16 protein-coding genes are annotated in these 16,746 nt (G+C 69.0%); 3 read left to right on the forward strand and 13 right to left on the reverse strand.

Annotated features, from left to right (window positions below; genetic code table 11):
• Nucleotides 1-51: 51 nt before the first annotated feature.
• From BKK80_RS32290 to BKK80_RS32310, 5 genes are all read right to left on the reverse strand, one after another.
• Nucleotides 52-1,650 carry an MFS transporter gene (locus BKK80_RS32290; protein ID WP_071018302.1) on the reverse strand — a complete coding sequence of 533 codons (1,599 nt, stop codon included), beginning with the start codon at nucleotides 1,648-1,650 and terminating at the stop codon, nucleotides 52-54.
• A gap of 269 nt (nucleotides 1,651-1,919) precedes the next feature.
• On the reverse strand, nucleotides 1,920-2,744 hold the full coding sequence (locus BKK80_RS32295; RefSeq protein WP_157903380.1) for a penicillin-binding protein activator LpoB: 825 nt from the start codon (nucleotides 2,742-2,744) through the stop codon (nucleotides 1,920-1,922).
• A gap of 16 nt (nucleotides 2,745-2,760) precedes the next feature.
• On the reverse strand, nucleotides 2,761-3,372 hold the full coding sequence (lpoB, locus tag BKK80_RS32300; protein WP_071018299.1) for a penicillin-binding protein activator LpoB: 612 nt from the start codon (nucleotides 3,370-3,372) through the stop codon (nucleotides 2,761-2,763).
• Between the two features lie 54 nt (nucleotides 3,373-3,426).
• Nucleotides 3,427-3,843, reverse strand: a complete 417-nt coding sequence (locus BKK80_RS32305) for a YcfL family putative periplasmic lipoprotein (RefSeq protein ID WP_071018297.1) — start codon at nucleotides 3,841-3,843, stop codon at nucleotides 3,427-3,429.
• A 106-nt stretch (nucleotides 3,844-3,949) separates the two neighbouring features.
• Entirely contained in the window at nucleotides 3,950-5,431 is a 1,482-nt protein-coding gene (locus tag BKK80_RS32310) for a COG3014 family protein (protein WP_071018296.1), read from the reverse strand.
• Nucleotides 5,432-6,146: 715 nt separating this feature from the next.
• Here BKK80_RS32310 and BKK80_RS32315 point away from each other — a divergent pair.
• Nucleotides 6,147-6,488 (forward strand): amino acid ABC transporter permease, encoded by a 342-nt coding sequence (locus BKK80_RS32315; RefSeq protein WP_071018294.1) that lies wholly within the window; start codon nucleotides 6,147-6,149, stop codon nucleotides 6,486-6,488.
• A gap of 199 nt (nucleotides 6,489-6,687) precedes the next feature.
• On the opposite strand, the gene BKK80_RS32320 is transcribed toward BKK80_RS32315, so the two are convergent.
• Together BKK80_RS32320 and BKK80_RS32325 are read right to left on the reverse strand one after the other, a co-directional pair.
• A complete protein-coding gene (locus BKK80_RS32320; RefSeq protein ID WP_071072787.1) occupies nucleotides 6,688-7,635 on the reverse strand; it encodes a helix-turn-helix domain-containing protein in 948 nt (315 codons plus the stop codon).
• Between the two features lie 274 nt (nucleotides 7,636-7,909).
• The gene (locus BKK80_RS32325; RefSeq protein WP_071018287.1) at nucleotides 7,910-8,344 is read right to left on the reverse strand and encodes a VOC family protein; all 435 of its coding nucleotides are present in this window, start codon (nucleotides 8,342-8,344) and stop codon (nucleotides 7,910-7,912) included.
• Between the two features lie 180 nt (nucleotides 8,345-8,524).
• Between BKK80_RS32325 and BKK80_RS32330 the strand changes: the two genes are divergently transcribed.
• Nucleotides 8,525-9,454: a LysR family transcriptional regulator gene (locus tag BKK80_RS32330; RefSeq protein WP_071018286.1), complete on the forward strand. Its 930-nt coding sequence runs from the start codon at nucleotides 8,525-8,527 to the stop codon at nucleotides 9,452-9,454.
• 50 nt (nucleotides 9,455-9,504) lie between these two features.
• Here BKK80_RS32330 and BKK80_RS32335 read toward each other — a convergent pair whose 3' ends face one another.
• The 3 genes from BKK80_RS32335 to BKK80_RS32345 form a co-directional block, all read right to left on the reverse strand.
• Entirely contained in the window at nucleotides 9,505-10,227 is a 723-nt protein-coding gene (locus BKK80_RS32335; protein WP_071038929.1) for a DUF2076 domain-containing protein, read from the reverse strand.
• A 156-nt stretch (nucleotides 10,228-10,383) separates the two neighbouring features.
• On the reverse strand, nucleotides 10,384-11,589 hold the full coding sequence (locus BKK80_RS32340) for an MFS transporter (RefSeq protein ID WP_071072788.1): 1,206 nt from the start codon (nucleotides 11,587-11,589) through the stop codon (nucleotides 10,384-10,386).
• 45 nt (nucleotides 11,590-11,634) lie between these two features.
• Nucleotides 11,635-11,877 (reverse strand): hypothetical protein, encoded by a 243-nt coding sequence (locus BKK80_RS32345; RefSeq protein WP_071018281.1) that lies wholly within the window; start codon nucleotides 11,875-11,877, stop codon nucleotides 11,635-11,637.
• 113 nt (nucleotides 11,878-11,990) lie between these two features.
• On the opposite strand from BKK80_RS32345, the gene BKK80_RS37935 reads away from it, so the two are divergent.
• The gene (locus BKK80_RS37935) at nucleotides 11,991-12,629 is read left to right on the forward strand and encodes a HigA family addiction module antitoxin (protein WP_335582968.1); all 639 of its coding nucleotides are present in this window, start codon (nucleotides 11,991-11,993) and stop codon (nucleotides 12,627-12,629) included.
• A 100-nt stretch (nucleotides 12,630-12,729) separates the two neighbouring features.
• Here the strand turns inward: BKK80_RS37935 and BKK80_RS32360 are convergent, their stop codons facing one another.
• The 3 genes from BKK80_RS32360 to BKK80_RS32370 all read right to left on the reverse strand — a co-directional run bounded on the left by BKK80_RS32360 (nucleotide 12,730) and on the right by BKK80_RS32370 (nucleotide 16,658).
• The gene (locus BKK80_RS32360; protein WP_071018275.1) at nucleotides 12,730-12,942 is read right to left on the reverse strand and encodes a YdcH family protein; all 213 of its coding nucleotides are present in this window, start codon (nucleotides 12,940-12,942) and stop codon (nucleotides 12,730-12,732) included.
• Between the two features lie 279 nt (nucleotides 12,943-13,221).
• Nucleotides 13,222-15,576: a cytochrome P450/oxidoreductase gene (locus BKK80_RS32365; protein ID WP_071072789.1), complete on the reverse strand. Its 2,355-nt coding sequence runs from the start codon at nucleotides 15,574-15,576 to the stop codon at nucleotides 13,222-13,224.
• A gap of 89 nt (nucleotides 15,577-15,665) precedes the next feature.
• Nucleotides 15,666-16,658 carry a Bug family tripartite tricarboxylate transporter substrate binding protein gene (locus BKK80_RS32370; protein WP_083384393.1) on the reverse strand — a complete coding sequence of 331 codons (993 nt, stop codon included), beginning with the start codon at nucleotides 16,656-16,658 and terminating at the stop codon, nucleotides 15,666-15,668.
• Between the last annotated feature and the right edge of the window lie 88 nt (nucleotides 16,659-16,746).

The following is a 16,746-nucleotide window of genomic DNA, read 5'->3' on the forward strand; positions in this document are numbered from 1 at the left end:
CCTCCAGGCTTCCGCCTTGATGCTTCGATGCTTCGATGCTTCGGTGCCGTGCTATTCGGCAGCCATCGTCGCCTGCTTGACGGCGCGCTCCAGCTTGATCGGCGGCACGCGGCGCGCCAGCCAGATGCCGAGGGCGGCTACCACGGCGCCGAGCACCAGCCCGAGATGGATCGCCCCGACCAGCGACAGGCGCGCCTGCTCCAGCAGCAGCGCCCCGTTGTGGCCGGCCTGGTGCAGCTGCGCCAGCAGGCCGGACTGCGCGGCCTTGTCGATCAGTACCTGCGGATCGCCCAGGCGCGGCATCCAGTCGTTCGCTCCCGCGCCGGCAAGCGCCGCGCGCACGCCATCGGCATAGCGGCGGTCGACCAGCGTGCCGATCAGCGCGGTGCCGGCCATGCCGCCCACCATGCGCAGCGACTGCAGCATCGCCGTGGCGATGCCCAGTTGCGTGCGGCCCGCGGTCTGCTGCGCGAACACGGTCAGGTTGGGCATGATGAAGCCCAGGCCGAAGCCGCCCACCAGCATCAGCGCCAGCAGCAGGTGCCGCGACATGTCGCGAGTCGCCTGCGACAGGCCCAGGCAAGCCAGCGCCAGCATGATAAAGCCCGCATACAGCATGGCGTTCGGGTTGCGCACGCGCGTGATGATACGGCCGTTCAGGATACTGCCCACGGTGATGCAGACCACCAGCGGCGTGACCAGCAGGCCGGCCTCCTTCGGCGAGTAGCCGAAGCCGCCCTGGAACAGCAGCGGCGCGTACAGCAGCAGCGAGAACATCGTGAAGCCGACCAGCACCGCCAGCAGGAACAGCGGCGCCAGGCCGGGATTGCGGAACATATCGAGCGGCAGGATCGGATTGGGCGAGCGCCGCTCCCAGTGCCACAACCCCACCAGCGCCGCCACCGCGAGCAGCAGCAGACCGACGGTACCGGCGCCGAAACCGTGGCGCGGCAGCAGTTCCACGCTCAACTGCAGGCTGCCCAGCCCCAGGCCGATCAGCGCCGCGCCCAGCCAGTCCACCCGGATCGGACCCGCATGCGACTGGTGGCGCAGGTGCGGCAGGTAGCGCCAGGCAAAGACCAGGCCCAGCAGGCCGACCGGCAGGTTGACGTAGAACACCGCGCGCCAGCCGTACCACTCGGTCAGCACGCCACCCAGCGACGGCCCGATCGCATTGGCGATGCCGAAGGCCGCGCTCATCATCACCTGCCAGCGCAGGCGCACATGGGAATCCGGAAACAGGTCGGGAATGCAGGCGAAGGCGGTGCCCACCAGCATACCGCCGCCGATGCCCTGCAGGGCGCGCGCCAGCACCAGGAAGGGCATGCTGGTGGCCATCCCGCACAGGGCGGACGCGCCGGTGAAGACAATGATGGAGGCCATCACGAAAGGCTTGCGCCCGTAGTAGTCGCCCAGACGGCCGAAGATCGGCACCGTGATCACGGACGCCAGCAGGTAGGCCGTGGCCACCCAGGCGTAGTACTCGAAGCCTTGCAGCTCGGCCACCACGGTCGGCAGCGCCGTGCCGACCACGGTCTGGTCCAGGGCCACCAGCATCACCACGAAGGCGATGCCGAACATCGCCATCAGCGACTCCCAGAAAGGCAGCACCTGGCCGGCCGGGGGTGCCTCGCGTGACGTGATTGTCATTTATTGCGCCATCAATCATTGCGTAGTCAATGATTATAGGACAAGGCGGCAATGTTGCCAGTGCCTTGGATGCGATGGCCGCGCTCCGCCCCGGCAACGGACCGGAGCGGGGCGACGCGCCGGCAGGATGGCGGACGGCCAGGCAGGCTGCGATGCCGCCCTGCCGTCCGGCGGTCGCTCAAGGAACAGGGAAGGCGGTGCGGATCACCGCACCTCGCCGCGGCCCGCCGGCTCTGCGCGGCGGACCGCCCCGCCCGCTGCGGCGCGGCTCAGTCGAACACCTTGACCGCAGGAGCCACGGCTTGGCGCCGGTCGGCACCACGCGCGGCGGCGGACGCCACGCCCGGGTCGCCATCCCCCGCCGTGGCGCGGCCGCCCGCCGCGCCGAACTGCTCATCCAGCTGGCGCACGGCGTCCTCCGCGAGGGAACGCGACACGGCCTGCATGACACGGGCCTTGTTGGGCGTCAGTACGGCGCCGGCGGACCAGATCTTGTTGTCGTTGCCCTCGCCCACCGCGGAGAACGCGGCGCGCACCTCCATCGTGCGGGTATTGATCAGGCTGAACTCGGTGCCCAGTTCCAGGCTGTAGAGCAGCATGGAGTTGCGCGTGCCCTGCACCGGCTGGACATCGTTGCGCCACTCGACGCTGTTGACCACGCCGAACAACACGTAGTCGGCCCCCGCGAAGTCTCCCTTGCGGATGCGCTCGCGCACATTGAACAGCGCCTCCGAAGGCGGGCCGGAGTACGGCTTGCCCTGCACCACGCGCACGGCACGGCCCTTGATCAGCTCGCCCTTGATATCCGCGGTGAAACGGCGCAGCTCGCCATACTCGATCCGCGTCATCTCGCCGCTCGCCTTGACGTAGCCGGACTCCTGCGACGAGGCAAAGGCGGCCCGGCCGCTGCCCGACCAGGCGCCGTCCTGATAGCTGGCGGAGCCGCTGTCACGCGACTTCTGATAGCCGGCCTCGTAGTAGAAGGACTCGCGCACGGTATCCTTGTAGGCAAGGTCCGCCACCGCGATCTTGACTTGCGCGACGGCGCCGGAACAGGCCACGGCGGCCACCACCGCCAGCATGAAACGTAGCATCGGTCTGCTCCCTGCCTCAGCGCGCCGAGGTCTTGCGGATTTCCTTCTCGTCGGCCCACTCCAGCATCCCCGACTCGTTGTCGACCAGGGTCAGGTTGAAGATGTAGTAGACGTCCTTGACGCTCGCGGTGCGCTTGGTGATCGAGGTGATGTTGCCCTCCAGGCGGTACTTGGCCGCCTGCATCTGGCCCATCCTGGCCTTGCCACTGTTCTTGTAGAGGCCGGTCTGGTTCTGGCGCTGCAACTCGTCGAGCTGGCCCTGCATGTCGGTCCCGGCCGTGGTGAAGCGTACGGCGCCGCTCTTGAGCAATTGATTGCGGATCTTCTCGGTAATCGCGCGGGTGTCGATGTATTCACCAGTCTTGTTCCTGACTTCGGCCAGCGTCAGCACAGGGGCTTCGCGCGGTGCCGTGATGGGGCGCGACTGCAGCAGGGAGCGCGTCATCGCCTCGGCGATGGTCTGCAGGTCGGTCGAGCCGAATTCGTTGGTCAGGGTCTCGACTGCCTTGGCATCGCCATACGTGACATTGCCTTCCACGCGCGGGCCGGCGACATTGGCACAGCCGGCCAGCAAGGTGCCGGCGGCGAGCACGGCGGCAAGAGAGGAGGATCGCAGGAGCGGAGTCATGATGCAGGGTTCCTTTTATCGGGTCAGGCTATACAAAGCAAAGGGAAAGCCGGGCTAACGGGCACCCATCGCCGGGGCGGAGTTGTCAACGGCATGCACTTCGATGCGGAAATCGGTAGCGGTGCGGGTCGGCGCCAGCGCCTGGACGCTGACCGATTGCAGGCCGTTCAGCATCAGCGGCTTCCAGGCTTCGTCCTCCCAGACGCTGAACTGGTCCTGGTCCAGCCACTTGACCCGGTAGGCAAGGGACTGGTAGCCGGTCGAGGCGTTGGTGAACTGCACCTGCAGCAGCAGGTGGCCATTGCGCTCGGTGGCGCGCAACGCGCTCACGCTGACCTGGTTCATCTGGCCCAGCTGCACGACCTTGGAGGCGATGGTCTCGGCATGCGCGGCCGCCAGGGGCACGGCCGGCAGCGTACAGACGGCCACCAGGGCAGCCAGGGGAAAGGCACGGAATATCGGCTTCGTCATAGAGTCGGATACGAATCGAAACGGGAAAAGGAAACGGGAAAAGGGAAAAGGGCCGGCGTGCGCCGGCCCGGATACGGCTGACTGCGCAGCCGTGCGAAGAAACGGCTCACTGCGCCTTGGACACGCTTTTCGCCGTCACCTTGGCCGGACGGTGCGCGACGCGCCGGGACGGCTCGGGCGCGGACGGCGCCGCGGCCACCAGGCCGGAGCCCGGCTGCGACACCAGCGCCGTCAACTGGCTGCCCAGCGGACGCAGCACCACCACCGCGTAGGTGCCGTCCACCTTGACCTCCTGGCGGAGGCTGCCCGGCCCTGCGCCGAACGAGACCGGCACGGTGCCGCTCGGCACCACGGCGCGCGCCAGCGAGATGTTCGCCGGCAGCGTGCGCCACTGCCGCGTATCCGCGTTCTCGTTGATGGCGCCGCCCACGCCGACCGCCAGGCTCATCAGCGATCCGAACGCGCCGCCATTGCGTTGCAGCGCCTCCTGCGCGGCGCCGGAGACGGCCATGCGCACCATGCTGCGTGCCACCATGGCCGGCATCTGGTCCTTCAGCGCGCGCCGCGCCATGGCATCCAGGCTGGTCACCTGGGCAGCCGGCACGGTGCTGTCGCCCACCGTCAGCGAGGCAGGCACGAAGTTGTCGCGCGCGGGACGGATCACCGGATAGGAGGTCGTCAGCAGTTTCACCCCGGCGCCGATCGGCAGCGGCAGCGTGATCTTGACCGAGTCGCGCGCCGGCATGCTGCCGGTCTCGATGATGAACAGCACGTCCGTCTTGCCGGCCGGTACCCGCTTGCCCGCGGCCACGCCTTCCAGCCCCTTCTGCAGCATCGGGATATCCGGGCGCAGCTCGATCGCCTGCCGGTAGCCCGCGGTGGCCAGGCTGGGTTCGCCCAAGGCTTCGAAGACGAAGCCGGCCAGGTAATGCGAGGCCGCGCTCTGGTAGGCATTGCGCAAGCCCGTCACGGCGGGATCGTCGAAGATCTCCACCGGATAACCCTTGATTTCCTTGAGCTGGACTTCGGCGCTCTTGCCGCCCTTCTTCTCCGCCTCGTCCTTGAGGGCCTGTACCTCCTTGTCGCGCAAGGAGGCGATCAGGGCTTCGCGCTCATACATGCGCCGGATTTCCACCCGCGCATCGTCCCAGCGGCCGGCCATCAGCTGGTTCTGCGCCAGGCGCGTGCTGAGCAGGACCTTCTCGTAGTCCTGCCCGTCATAGCGGCTCAGCGATTCGCTCAGCAACAGCGCCCCCAGGTCACCGGCACTCTTGGCCAGCTTGTCGCGGCTTTCGTCCTCCCAGCCCTTGACCTTGTCCGTCGCGGCGAGCCAGGCATCGGTGCTGGCCTGCAGGCTGCCTGGACGCATGCGCATCAATTCGCCGCGTTCCAGGAAATACAGCAGGTCGCGGTCTTCGGGCGCGACGCCCTCATAAGCCTTGTCCTGCGCGGCGATCGCCGCGTCGACGTTGCCCGCGCGGAAGCTGTCGGACGTCGCCGCCACGCGATTGCCGTAGTGCTGCGCGCAGGCGCCGAGCAGCGCTGCGCTGCACACGAGGGCTGTCGTGCGCAAAGTGGCTCCCCACATAGATGTTTCTCCCCAATCCCCGTTTTATGTGTAATGGGACAGGCCATGCGTCGGCCGCCCCTTGCGTTTATCGGCAAGGGGCGGCCTCTCCTTGACCTCCGAGGCCCGCTAAGCCACGGGCAAGCACTGAGGTGGCGACCCGCGAAACCGGTGGCGGCGGAGACCGGGTGGAGCGGGGGATGCGACGGGTGGACGGGGGGGACGGGTACCGCTGGAATGTCGTTCAAGATGCCGCATACGGCACGGAAACGAGCTTGTCCATGATCGATGGCCCGGGGCCGGGGGAATCTCTGCGGATCCGGGGCGGCACGGCACGCGGTTCCGCCATGCAGGCCGGGGCGTCGGCCGAGGATCGCACCATGCGTGGCGCGCGAGGTGCCGTAAAAGGCGCCCCGCCGCATCCGCGCCCGGTATTCTCAGGCCACGCCCGCGCGGCGGCGCCGTTGCCCCTGTGCCGGGCACGGCCAGCGCCACAGTGCGCCGGCAGCCCCGGCAGCCATTTCCGATTGCCGTTCCGATTGCCGCAGCACCACCGCGACCGCGTATTGTCCATGGCAGCAAACAGTGTGTTCAGCCATCTGGTCAGCGGACAGCATTCCTGCGTCAACTCGCCGCTTCCGGCGCACGTTAGCGGAAATGACCGATGTCCGGTCAGCACGTAGTCCCAACGCATTGCGCTGCCAGCAAGGCGGCACCCGACGGAGCCCTCACGATTATGAAGAAGATCGCCATCACCGCTTTTGCCCTTTGCCTGGGCGCTGCCTCGATCGCCGCGCAAGCCCAGACCACCGGCAAGGCCGATCCCTATACCCAGGGCGCCAAGGCCGGCAAGGCCGACCCCTATACCGACGGCGCCAAGATGGGCAAGGCCGACCCGTACACCGATGGTGCCAAGGCCGGCGAGAAGTTCGACCCGTACACCCAGGGCGCCAACAAGAGCACGCGCGCCGACCTGACCAGCAGCAAGGGCAAGGCCTCGCACACGAAGAAGCACAGCAAGAAGGCCGCCCCGGCAGCACCGGCCGCTCCGGCCGCACCCGCTTCCAGCGGCAACTGATCGACGCGGCAGCGGCGGCCACCGCCGCCCTGCCGGCAGACGAAGCCCGGGCACCGCGCCGGCCGCAAGGCCAGGGCGTGGTGCCCGGGCTTTTTTCATTCTGCGACGAGCCGCCGGCCAGTGTCGTCCTGAGGCCGGCTGGTATCGGCCTGAGGCCTGAGGCCTGGGTCTTAAGTTCGTGGAAGAATGAACTTGTGACTCAGTGGACTAAGGCCTGGCGACGCGCGGCAGGGCACGCTGCCATGCCACCTGCTCGCGCCAGCCGGCGCGATACGCCGATGGCGCGATGCCGCGGATCTTCTTGAACTGCCTGGAGAACTGCGCGCCGTCGCAGAAGCCGCATGCCGTCGCGATGGCCTCCATCGCGAGTTCGCCCCGCCGAAAGCAAGGCGCAGGCAAACTCGATGCGCTTGTGCAGCACGTACTGGTAGGGAGACAGCCCGGTCGCGGCCTTGAACACGCGCGAAAAATGGAAGGGACTGAGGGCCGCCAGCCGCGCCAGCTCTTCCAGTGCGATCGGGCAGGCGATTCGCGCCTCGATGTACTCGTCCAGCCGTTGGATGCGGGCCGCGGTCAATGCGGCCGGGCGCCCGTGGCGGCGGGCGCCGGCACCACCGTGGCACGTCAGGACATGGGCCGCCACCAGGCGCGCATAGGTCTGGCCGATCAAGGCGCCGTGCGGGTTGCCATCCTGCAGTTCCCGGTCCAGGGTCTCGAACGCGTTCAGCACGAAATGGTCCGGCGCCTCGGCGAACGCCGGCGCCATGGCGATGCGCGCCACGCCGAGTTCGTCGGCCACCTCGCGCAGGGTGTCCTCGGGCAAGGTCATCAGGCACAGGCTGCCGAGCGGACGCACATAACGCACACTGTGCCCGCAACCGCTGGGCACATAGGCGGTCGAGCCACGGCGCTGCACTTCGGTATGGCGCTTGCCGTCGATGCGGCGCTCCGCGATGGAAAGCGGATTGAGCTTGACCATCAGGTAGTGTCCGTCGATGGCATGTTCGGCGGTGTGGAACAGGCTGTCATCGCGGCGCTCGAAGTAGAGATCCGTCCATCCATGCGCCGCACTGCTGCGCACCGGAGCGCTGGCGAACAGCGCGGCGTGGTCTTCCGGCTTGCGGAAATCGAGCTTGCGTACGGTCATCGCCCTGCCCCCCCGGTCATTGGCTCCCGATTCTACCGGCGCGGCGGGACCGCTCTCCTCCTGGCCCTCCCCTTCGGCCCGGGTCAGTCGGCGGCGGCATGCAGCATGCCCCCGCCGGCATGGCGCAGCGCCTTGGCCAGGCGTATCGCACCGACTTCGGCCCGCGCTTCGTCGATCGTCGAATAGGACAGGCGCAGCGTGTTGTGCTCGGGGGCAGCGGCAAAGAAAGCGGCGCCGGGCGGATGGGCGCGGGCGGGCCGCGCCGGGTGCCGGCTTACTTGGCGAACAGCGAGGCGATGTTGGCGAAGGCCTTCAGTTCCAGCGCATTGCCCGACGGGTCCAGGAAGAACATGGTGGCCTGCTCGCCGACTTCGCCCTTGAAGCGGATGTGCGGCTCGATGATGAACTGCAGGCCGGCGGCCTTGAGCTTGTCGGCGGCTGCTTCCCATTGCGCCATCGACAGCACCACGCCGAAGTGGCGCACCGGCACGGCATCGCCGTCGACCGCGCTGGTCTTGCGGTGGCCGCACTCTTCCGGCGCCAGATGGGCGACGATCTGGTGGCCATAGAAATTGAAGTCGACCCAGTCCTCGGCGCTGCGGCCTTCCGAGCAGCCCAGCAGGTCGCCGTAGAACTCACGGGCGCTGGCGATGCTGTGGACCGGGAAGGCCAGGTGGAACGGGGGCAGGACGGCAGTGGATTCGCTCATGGTGGACAGGCTCTCGCAATCGGTGCGGTTCGGTTGTGGGGTCGGGCGGCCCACCTCGCCTTGGCTGTCTCGGCAGTCGGTGCGAGGTGGGCCGCCACTGAGATGCAGTCTATGCATGACGAATCATGATGAAAAGCGATATATTTTTGACCTTAGCACCACCAAAATTGATGAATCACCATGCTGCGAGAACTGCGCACCTTGATCGCCGTGGCCCGCCACGGCACCTTCGCCGGCGCGGGGGCCCGCATCGGCCTGACCCAGTCGGCGGTCAGCGCCCAGATCCACCGGCTCGAAGAGGAACTGGGCTTCCCGCTGTTCGACCGGACCGGACGCTCGGCCCGGCTCAATGCCTCCGGCCGCGAAACGCTGGCCCTGGCCGAGGAACTGATCACGCTGTATGACCGCCTGGGCCACCAGGGCCTGGCCGCCCAGGGCAACGCCATGGTGCGCATCGGCGCCATCGCCTCGGCGCAGGCCACCTTCCTGGCCGATGCCATTGCCCGCTTCCGCGCCGAGCTGCCCGCATGCCGCATCCGCGTGGTGCCCGGCGTCTCGCTCAACCTGCTCGGCCAGGTCGATGCCGGCGAAGTCGACATCGCGGTGATGATCCGCCCGCCCTATGCGTTGCCGGCCGAGCTGGAATGGCGCTCCCTGCTGCGCGAGCCCTTCGTGCTGCTGGCGCCGGCCGCGCTGGCCGGGCGCGGCTGGCGCGAGGTGGTCGAGAGCGAGCCCTTCATCCGCTACGACCGCGGCTCGTTCGGCGGACGCCTGGTCGACCAGTTCCTGCGCCAGCAGCGGCTGGCCGTGCAGGAGGCCATCGAACTGGACGAACTGGAAGGCATTGCGCAACTGGTGGCGCGCGGACTTGGCGTCGCGCTGCTGCCGCGCACACTGGCGGGCGGCCATTGGCCAGCGCAAGTGGTGGCGCTGCCGCTGGGGGATGAGACCTTCTACCGGGAGGTCGGACTGGTCGAGCGCGCGCGCCACAGCCGGCAGCCGGTGGCAAGCCGGCTCGCCGAACATATCGGGGCGGCGGCGCAGATGCTGGTGGAGGGACAGGAGAAGGCGGCGCGCGTGCGCGGCCGCCGGCGCGCGGACGGACCATGACGGTCCGTGACGGCCGCGCGCAGGGCGCCGCCGGAACCGCCGCCGCGGACTCAGACGATGGACGAGTCGTCGTTCAGGAAATCGTCGTTATCGAGGCCGGCATCGAGGCCGGAATCGAGGAAGCCGCCGTCCGATGCCCGCTCGCGCGCGTCGAAGGCGCTGCCGCCATCACCGTTGTCGTAGTAGTTGTTGACGACCGTGGTTTCGGCCGGCATCGAACCCAGCGCCGGCTGGCCGAAGAAACCGCCGCCGCCGCTGTTGCGGTGGAACAGGTTCTCGAGGCCCTGGAACAGGAAGGCACCTCCGGCCACGCCCGCGGCAGTGCTGGCGATGCTGCCGAGTGCGCCGCCCAGGCCGCCGCCGAGGAAGCCGGGCCGGGCCGGCTGCGGCACGGATTGCGGCATCGGTTGCTGCATGGACGGCGGCATCGGCTGCGGCGCGGGCTGCATCGAGGCCGGCATGGCGGCGGGCGGCACCGCGCGGCCGGCGCTGTTGCCCCAGGCGCTGTCCCCATCGAGGAAGTGGCTGCCACCGTTGACCTGCGCTGCCTGCGCTGCCTGCAACTGGCTCTGCAGCGTGGCGATCTGCGCCTTGGCCGAGGCCAGCGCATGGTCCAGCAGCATGGCGCGCTGGACCAGCAGGTAGGCCGCGTCCGGCTGCCGCGCGGCCGCGTCGGCGATGCGCGCTTCGGCCTGCGCGTCCTTGGTGCCGGCGTTGGCCTGCACCAGCTGGGTCAGGAAGGTGTCCAGGGCCTGCATTTCTTGGGGGGTCATGCTCTCTCCCGTCGGAGTGGTTCAGTACGCCCACAGTCTATGGACCGAGTCTTAAGCGGAAATTAAGAAGGTGCCGGGCGCAACCACGCCAGCCGGCTGGCGCCGGCGCCTGGCTCGCCGCAAACCCGTGGCGGCCGGGGCCGGCAGCCGCCGGCTTCAGTGCGTGGCGACAACCTCGCCCGTGCCATCATGGACCGGCAGGCCGGCGCGCCGGTCGAGGCGCCCGCTCAGCGTGGTCAGGGCCAGCGCGCCCAGCGTGACGAGCCCCGCCAGCCACGGCGTGGTGCCGAGGCCCAGGTGGTCGACGATCAGCCCGCCGGCCCAGGCGCCACCCGCCACGCCGAGGTTGAAGGCGGCGATATTGAAGCCCGCGGCCACGTCGGCAGCCTGCGGCGCGACCGCCCTCGCCTGGCGCACCACATAGAGCTGCAGCCCGGGCACATTGCCGAAGGCCACCGCGCCCCAGGCCAGCACCGTCAGCGCCGCCGCCCAGCGGTAGTGCGCGGTGACACCCAGCACCAGCAGCACCACGGCGAGCAGCAGGAAGATGCGCTGCAGCGCCGGTACCGGGCCCAGCCGGTCGGCCAGGCGGCCGCCCCAGACGTTGCCCAGCGCCACCGAGACGCCGTAGGCGACCAGCATCAGGCTGACCTGGCCCGGGGTGAAACCGGCCAGCTCCTGCAGGATGGGGGCGAGGAAGGTGAAGGCGATCAGCGAGCCGCCGTAGCCGGTCGCCGTCATGGCATAGACCAGCAGCAGGCGCGGCCGCGCCAGCACCTCGAGCTGCTGGCGCAGCGGCGCGGGAGCGGCCTGGGCGATGTTGCCCGGCACGAACAGCAGGCTGCCCAGCAGCGCCACCACGCCGAAGCCGGCCACCACCAGGAAGGTCGCGCGCCAGCCGAAATGCTGGCCGATGAAGGTGCCCAGCGGAATGCCGGCGACGAAGGCCACCGTCATGCCGCTGAACATGGTGGCGATGGCGCGGGCGGCCCGCTCGCGCGGCACCAGGGTGGTGGCGATCACCGAGCCGATCGAGAAGAACACGCCGTGCGCCAGGCCGGTCAGCACGCGCGCGGCGACCAGCACGCCGTAGCCGGGCGCCAGCCAGGCCAGCAGATTGCCCAGCGTGAACAAGACCATCAAGCCCGCCAGCAAGGTCTTGCGCGGCACGCGGGCGGTCAGCGCGGTCAGCACCGGCGCGCCCACGGCGACGCTCAGCGCGTACAGGCTGACCAGCAGTCCGGCCGATGGCAGGCGGATACCGAGGTCGGTGGCGATGGTGGGAATCAGGCCGACGATGACGAATTCCGTCGTGCCGATAGCAAAAGCGCTGAGGGTCAGCGCAAGCAGGGCGAGAGGCATGGTGGACTGGGTCCGGTGGTCACGATGGACCGCAGTCTGCCGCGCTTACCTTTGCAGAAAAAGCAGGGGGAAGCGGAAATACTCTTGAACTGGAATCAACAATGAAGCGCTCGCGGCGCGCGGCAGAGCGGCATCGCGCTGACCCGCGGTCGTGCCATCGCGCCGTGGCTGCCTGTCCACCCCGACATCACGGATCGCGTCTTGTTCGGACAGGATGGGCGACACATGGAGCCAGGCAACGCGCTGCTCCCGGCAATACAAAGGCAATACAAAGGTTGCGATCGGCATGATTCCTGGCCCGGCCCGGGTGCTAGCGTGCACCTGCCTTGTTATGCACATCTCATCGATCTTGTATAGCGTATAGATACGCTATACACTACAAGCACCTTGCCAGCCATCCGATGATCAAGCACTTCGCCCATGCCGGACTCAGGAAGTTCTTCGAAACCGGATCGAAAGCCGGGATCCAGCCTCACCACGCGGACAGGCTGCGCAAGCAGCTCGGCGCCTTGAACCACGCGACGCGTCCTGAAGACATGGGAGTCCCCGCCTGGGGCCTGCATGCACTGAGTGGCGGCATGGCGGGCTGCTGGTCGGTCTCGGTCAATGCGAACTGGCGGCTGACCTTCCGCTTCGAGGACGGCCACGCTTATGTCGTCGACCACCAGGACTATCACCAGCAACACCAGGGAACCATGAAACACCAGGAAACCATCATGACTCCCATGCACAACCCGCCGCACCCCGGCGCGGTGCTGAGCGACTGGCTCGAGGGCCTGGACGGCATCACCATCACCGCCTTCGCGGCACACCTTGGCGTCACGCGCGCAACGCTGTCGCGCATCCTGAACGGCCATGCGTCGATCACGCCGGACATCGCCATCCGCCTGGAGGAAGCCCTGGGTGCCAGCCGCGAGATGTGGTGCGGCATGCAGATGGCCTACGATCTGTGGATCGCGGCGCAGAAGCCGCGCAAGCGTATCGAGCCGCTGGCGCGGCCGGCGACCGCGGTAAAAAAGGAAGACACCACCGGCGCCTGAAAGCAGGAGACCGGGAGATGGCGCGCGGGCCGGCGCCGGGCACTGCAAGCACCGGCGACATGCCCCGTGCCGGGCTACCGTGCCGGCGCGGGCCCGGTGGTCAAGGCTTGCGCGTCAATACCGCATACAGCTTGTCCTTGAGCATCAGCTTTTCCTTCTTCAAGGTCTCGATAGAGACACCATCGATCGGGATCTTGCCCTCCTCCATCTGCTGGATCTGCTGGTCCAGCTCGCTGTGACGATCGACCATCTTGGCGAAATGCCCATCCTTGGCACAAAGACGGTCGATCTGCTCACGGTACTCAGGGAACATGGCTGACTCCTCGCTCTAGGGATGAAGGAAGATGGCCGGCGCACCGCCCCGCAGGGCAGTCGCTGCTTGCATGCGCGCCGGCGGCCTGCCAGGCGGGAACCACGCGGATCAGCGCTGCACGGCTTGCCCGCCTGCGCGTCATGCTATCACCGCTGTCGCGCAGGGCAAGCCCGCCGCTGCGGCGGCCGGCAGCAAGTGCGCAGCACGGCATCCCTCCAGGCACCGGCCCGTGCTCCGCTGCCGCGCGTGCTGCGGCGCAGCGATACGGGGCCGCCGCCTTTACAGTTCCAGCACAATGCGCTGGCCGGTGCGGGCACGCGAGCAGCAGGCCATCATGCGGCCATTGGCCTCGCGCTCGGCTCGCGTCAACACCACGTCGCGGTGCTCGACCTGGCCCGACAGCACGCGCACCTCGCAGGAGCCGCACAGCCCTTCTTCGCAGTCGCTGGCGACGTCGATGTTGGCACGCCGCAGCGTGGCCAGCAGCGTCTGGCCGGCGGGCACCTCCAGCACGAGGCCCGAGTCCTTCAGTTCGACCGTGAAGGGCGCGTCGGCGGCCGGATCCGTGCCGCCGGTGCCGTGGAAATGCTCGATGCGCAGCGCGTCGCCGGGCAGCGCGGCACAACAGTCCTGCAGCGCCTCCAGCATGCGCGCCGGTCCGCAGGCATAGACCTGGGTATCGGCACTGGCGCCGGCCAGCAGCGCGGCGAAGTCGGCGCGCTGCCCTTCGTCGCCGGCGTAGACGTGCAGCCGTTCGCCGTGCAGCGCGGCCAGTTCGTCGAGCAGCGCCATCGAGGCGCGCGCACGGCCGCTGTAGTGCAAGGCGTAGTCGATGCCCAGCTCGCGCGCGCGGCGCGCCATCGCGCTGATCGGCGTGATGCCGATGCCGCCGGCGACCAGCACCGCGCGCCGGCAGCCCTCGTCGAAGCGGAAATGATTGCGCGGGCCGCGGATGGTCAGGCGCGCGCCGGCCCGGACGTTTTCATGGAGCCAGCGCGAGCCGCCGCGCCCGGCCTCCTCCTTCAGCACGGCGATCTCCAGCACGCCCGGGTCGGACGGATCGCCGCACAGCGAGTACTGGCGCGACAGGCCGGTGCCGCCGCAATCCACGTCGATATGCGCGCCGGGCGACCAGCGCGGCAGCGCGCGCCCATCGGCCGGGCGCAGGCGCAGCCGCAGCACGCCCTGCGCCGCGGCTGCCACGCTCTCCACCACCATCGCGCGGCCGGCCGCATGGCGCACCGGCTCGCCGACGCGCACCGGCGCCTGCGCGTCGCGCAAGGCGGGGCGGGCGCGCTCGGGATTGGCGGCCGGGTCCCATTCCACCCACAGGTGCTCCGGACCGCGGAAAGAGGTGTTCGGCACATAGGTGAAGCGCTGTGCCGGCAGGCGCAGGTGCGGCAGGCGCCGGGTCAGTTCCTGCAGGATGACCTGGAGCTCCATGCGCGCCAGGTTCTTGCCCATGCACTGGTGCGAGCCGTAGCCGAAGGTCAGGTGATCGACGGCATTGTCGCGGCGGATGTCGAACAGGTCGGCATCCTCGAAATGCGCCGGATCGTGGTTGGCCGACGAGGTGACGATCAGCAGCTTGGCGCCGGCCGCGAGCGGCACGCCGCCGACCACGGTGTCGCGCGTGACCACGCGGCGCCAGGCCGCCACCGAGCCGTTGTGGCGCAGGCATTCTTCGACCGCGTTGGGGATCAGGCCCGGATCGGCGCACAGCTCGCGCCAGGCGTCGGGATGCTGCAGCAGCAGCTTGATGGCATTGGCGGCGGCATTGGCGGTGGTCTCGTGGGCAGCGACGATGCCCGCCATCATCATTGAATGCAGGTAGGAATCGGTCACGACGTCCGGCAGTTCCCGCTGCTTGCGGATGCCGTATTGCATCCAGCCGGGCGCGTCGGGATCCTGCCGCATCTTGTCGAGGATGCGGCCGGCGAGCTGCCAGAAGTTGCCCACCGCATGCGCCACCGCCACCTGCTCCTCGGAGCGCGGGCGGCCCCAGGTATTGACGGTATGCGCGATCGAGTAGCGCCGCAGCGTGTCCATGTCCTCCTCGGGCACGCCGAGGAAATGCAGGGCGACCGTCAGCGGTACCTCCCACAGCAACTGGTCGACCAGGTCGGCGCGGCCGTCGTCGATGAAGCGGTCGACGTAGTCGCGCACCAGCTGGCGCACCATCGGCTCGTGATGCTGCAGCGCCTCCGGCGTGAAGGGCTCCATCAGCGCGCGCCGGCGCGGCATGTGGGCGGGCTCGTCCTCGTTGACCAGCGTGCGGTTCATCGCATAGCCATAGGACGCCAGCACCGCATTGGCCTCGGGCCCGGTCGGCGTGATCTTCTCCAGCGCGATCGCGGGGCTGAAGGTCAGGTTGTCGCGGAAGACCGCCTTGATGTCGTCGTAGCGGGCCACCACCCAGTAGCCCAGGCGCGGACTGTAGAACACCGGCTCCTGCTCGCGCGCCCAGCGTACATACTCGGGCGGGTCCTGCTGGTAGGCGTCGGAGAAGGGATCGAAGGCGGCCGCCTGCGCGCTGACCGCTTCGGGCGCACCGGCCGGGCAAGCGCCCGCGGCAGGCGGTGCGGCGTGGAAGGGGCAACCCCCGCTCGGTGGCGTGGCGGTGGCGTCGGACATGGCTTGGCTCCTGCGGGAAGGGACGCGGGCCGCGCATACGCGGCCCGTTCGATGCGGTCGATGCGGTCGATGCGGTCGATGCGGTGGCTTCAGTCGAGCGTGATCTTGAGATCGCGGATCAGCTTGTGCCAGCGCGCGGTTTCGGCGCGCAGCATGTCGGCATACTCGGCCGGGCTGTTCCCCACCGGCTCGACGCCGAAGTCGACCAGCTTCTGGTGCACGCCGGGCTCCCTGATGGCGGCCACCACCTGGCGGTTGAGCACCGCCACCACCTCGGGAGGCGTGGCCGCAGGCACCACCATGCCGACCAGCGCCGCCGCCTCCACCTTGCGATAGCCTGCCTCGGCAAAGGTCGGCACCTCGGGCAGCTGCGGCAGCCGCACGGCGTTGGCCACCGCCAGCGGCCTCACCTTGCCGGCCTTGATGAAGGCCGCGCCGGCCGCGTAATCGACCATCATGGCCGGGATCTGGCCCGCGGCCACGTCGGACAGCGCCGGCGCCGCGCCGCGGTAAGGCGCGTGGGTCATGTTCAGGCCGGCCTCCACCTTCAGCAGTTCCATGGCGAGGTGATGCGGGCTGCCGGCCCCGGCCGAGCCGTAGTTCACGCCGGCGGGACTCGCCTTGGCCTGGGCGATGAAATCCTGCACGGTCCTGGCGGGCGAGGCCGGCCCCACCACCAGGATCATCGGGAAGCGGCCCATCAGCGTGACCGGCGCGAAATCCTTGCCCGGGTTGTAGCTGAGCGTCTTGTACAGCGCCGGGTTGAACACCAGGGTGCCGTTGTCGGCCGACAGCACGGTGTAGCCGTCGGCCGGCGCGTGCGCCGTCTCGGCCGCGCCGATGGCGGTATTGCCGCCCGGCTTGTTGTCCACCAGCACCGGCTTGCCGACGCGCGTCGCCAGGCCCTGGCCGATGGTGCGCGCCAGGAAATCCGACCCGCCGCCGGCGGCATAGGGCACCACCCAGCGGATGGGCTTGGCGGGATAAGCATCGGCGCGGTTGCCGTCGGCCTGGGCCGGCGGCAGCACGCCGAACAGGGAAAGGGTCAGCAGGCCGGCAAGGCGGCCGCGGGTCTTGTTCATGGTGTCTCCTGTCTTTCCTTTGGTGGCCGGCGGTCGACTTGCCGCCCGGCTCGTTGCTTTGTCTGTCTGCTGGCTCGTTTGCGTAAAT

Origin of the sequence: Cupriavidus malaysiensis (assembly GCF_001854325.1) — a bacterium.
Taxonomy (GTDB): domain Bacteria; phylum Pseudomonadota; class Gammaproteobacteria; order Burkholderiales; family Burkholderiaceae; genus Cupriavidus; species Cupriavidus malaysiensis.

Excerpts from the sequence above, each read along its gene's own strand:
- BKK80_RS32290 (WP_071018302.1), bottom strand. The coding sequence starts at position 1,650 with ATGACAATCACGTCACGCGAGGCACCCCCGGCCGGCCAGGTGCTGCCT.
- BKK80_RS32295 (WP_157903380.1), bottom strand. The coding sequence starts at position 2,744 with ATGCTACGTTTCATGCTGGCGGTGGTGGCCGCCGTGGCCTGTTCCGGC.
- lpoB (WP_071018299.1), bottom strand. The coding sequence starts at position 3,372 with ATGACTCCGCTCCTGCGATCCTCCTCTCTTGCCGCCGTGCTCGCCGCC.
- BKK80_RS32305 (WP_071018297.1), bottom strand. The coding sequence starts at position 3,843 with ATGACGAAGCCGATATTCCGTGCCTTTCCCCTGGCTGCCCTGGTGGCC.
- BKK80_RS32310 (WP_071018296.1), bottom strand. The coding sequence starts at position 5,431 with ATGTGGGGAGCCACTTTGCGCACGACAGCCCTCGTGTGCAGCGCAGCG.
- BKK80_RS32315 (WP_071018294.1), top strand. The coding sequence starts at position 6,147 with ATGAAGAAGATCGCCATCACCGCTTTTGCCCTTTGCCTGGGCGCTGCC.
- BKK80_RS32320 (WP_071072787.1), bottom strand. The coding sequence starts at position 7,635 with ATGACCGTACGCAAGCTCGATTTCCGCAAGCCGGAAGACCACGCCGCG.
- BKK80_RS32325 (WP_071018287.1), bottom strand. The coding sequence starts at position 8,344 with ATGAGCGAATCCACTGCCGTCCTGCCCCCGTTCCACCTGGCCTTCCCG.
- BKK80_RS32330 (WP_071018286.1), top strand. The coding sequence starts at position 8,525 with ATGCTGCGAGAACTGCGCACCTTGATCGCCGTGGCCCGCCACGGCACC.
- BKK80_RS32335 (WP_071038929.1), bottom strand. The coding sequence starts at position 10,227 with ATGACCCCCCAAGAAATGCAGGCCCTGGACACCTTCCTGACCCAGCTG.
- BKK80_RS32340 (WP_071072788.1), bottom strand. The coding sequence starts at position 11,589 with ATGCCTCTCGCCCTGCTTGCGCTGACCCTCAGCGCTTTTGCTATCGGC.
- BKK80_RS32345 (WP_071018281.1), bottom strand. The coding sequence starts at position 11,877 with ATGCCGATCGCAACCTTTGTATTGCCTTTGTATTGCCGGGAGCAGCGC.
- BKK80_RS37935 (WP_335582968.1), top strand. The coding sequence starts at position 11,991 with ATGATCAAGCACTTCGCCCATGCCGGACTCAGGAAGTTCTTCGAAACC.
- BKK80_RS32360 (WP_071018275.1), bottom strand. The coding sequence starts at position 12,942 with ATGTTCCCTGAGTACCGTGAGCAGATCGACCGTCTTTGTGCCAAGGAT.
- BKK80_RS32365 (WP_071072789.1), bottom strand. The coding sequence starts at position 15,576 with ATGTCCGACGCCACCGCCACGCCACCGAGCGGGGGTTGCCCCTTCCAC.
- BKK80_RS32370 (WP_083384393.1), bottom strand. The coding sequence starts at position 16,658 with ATGAACAAGACCCGCGGCCGCCTTGCCGGCCTGCTGACCCTTTCCCTG.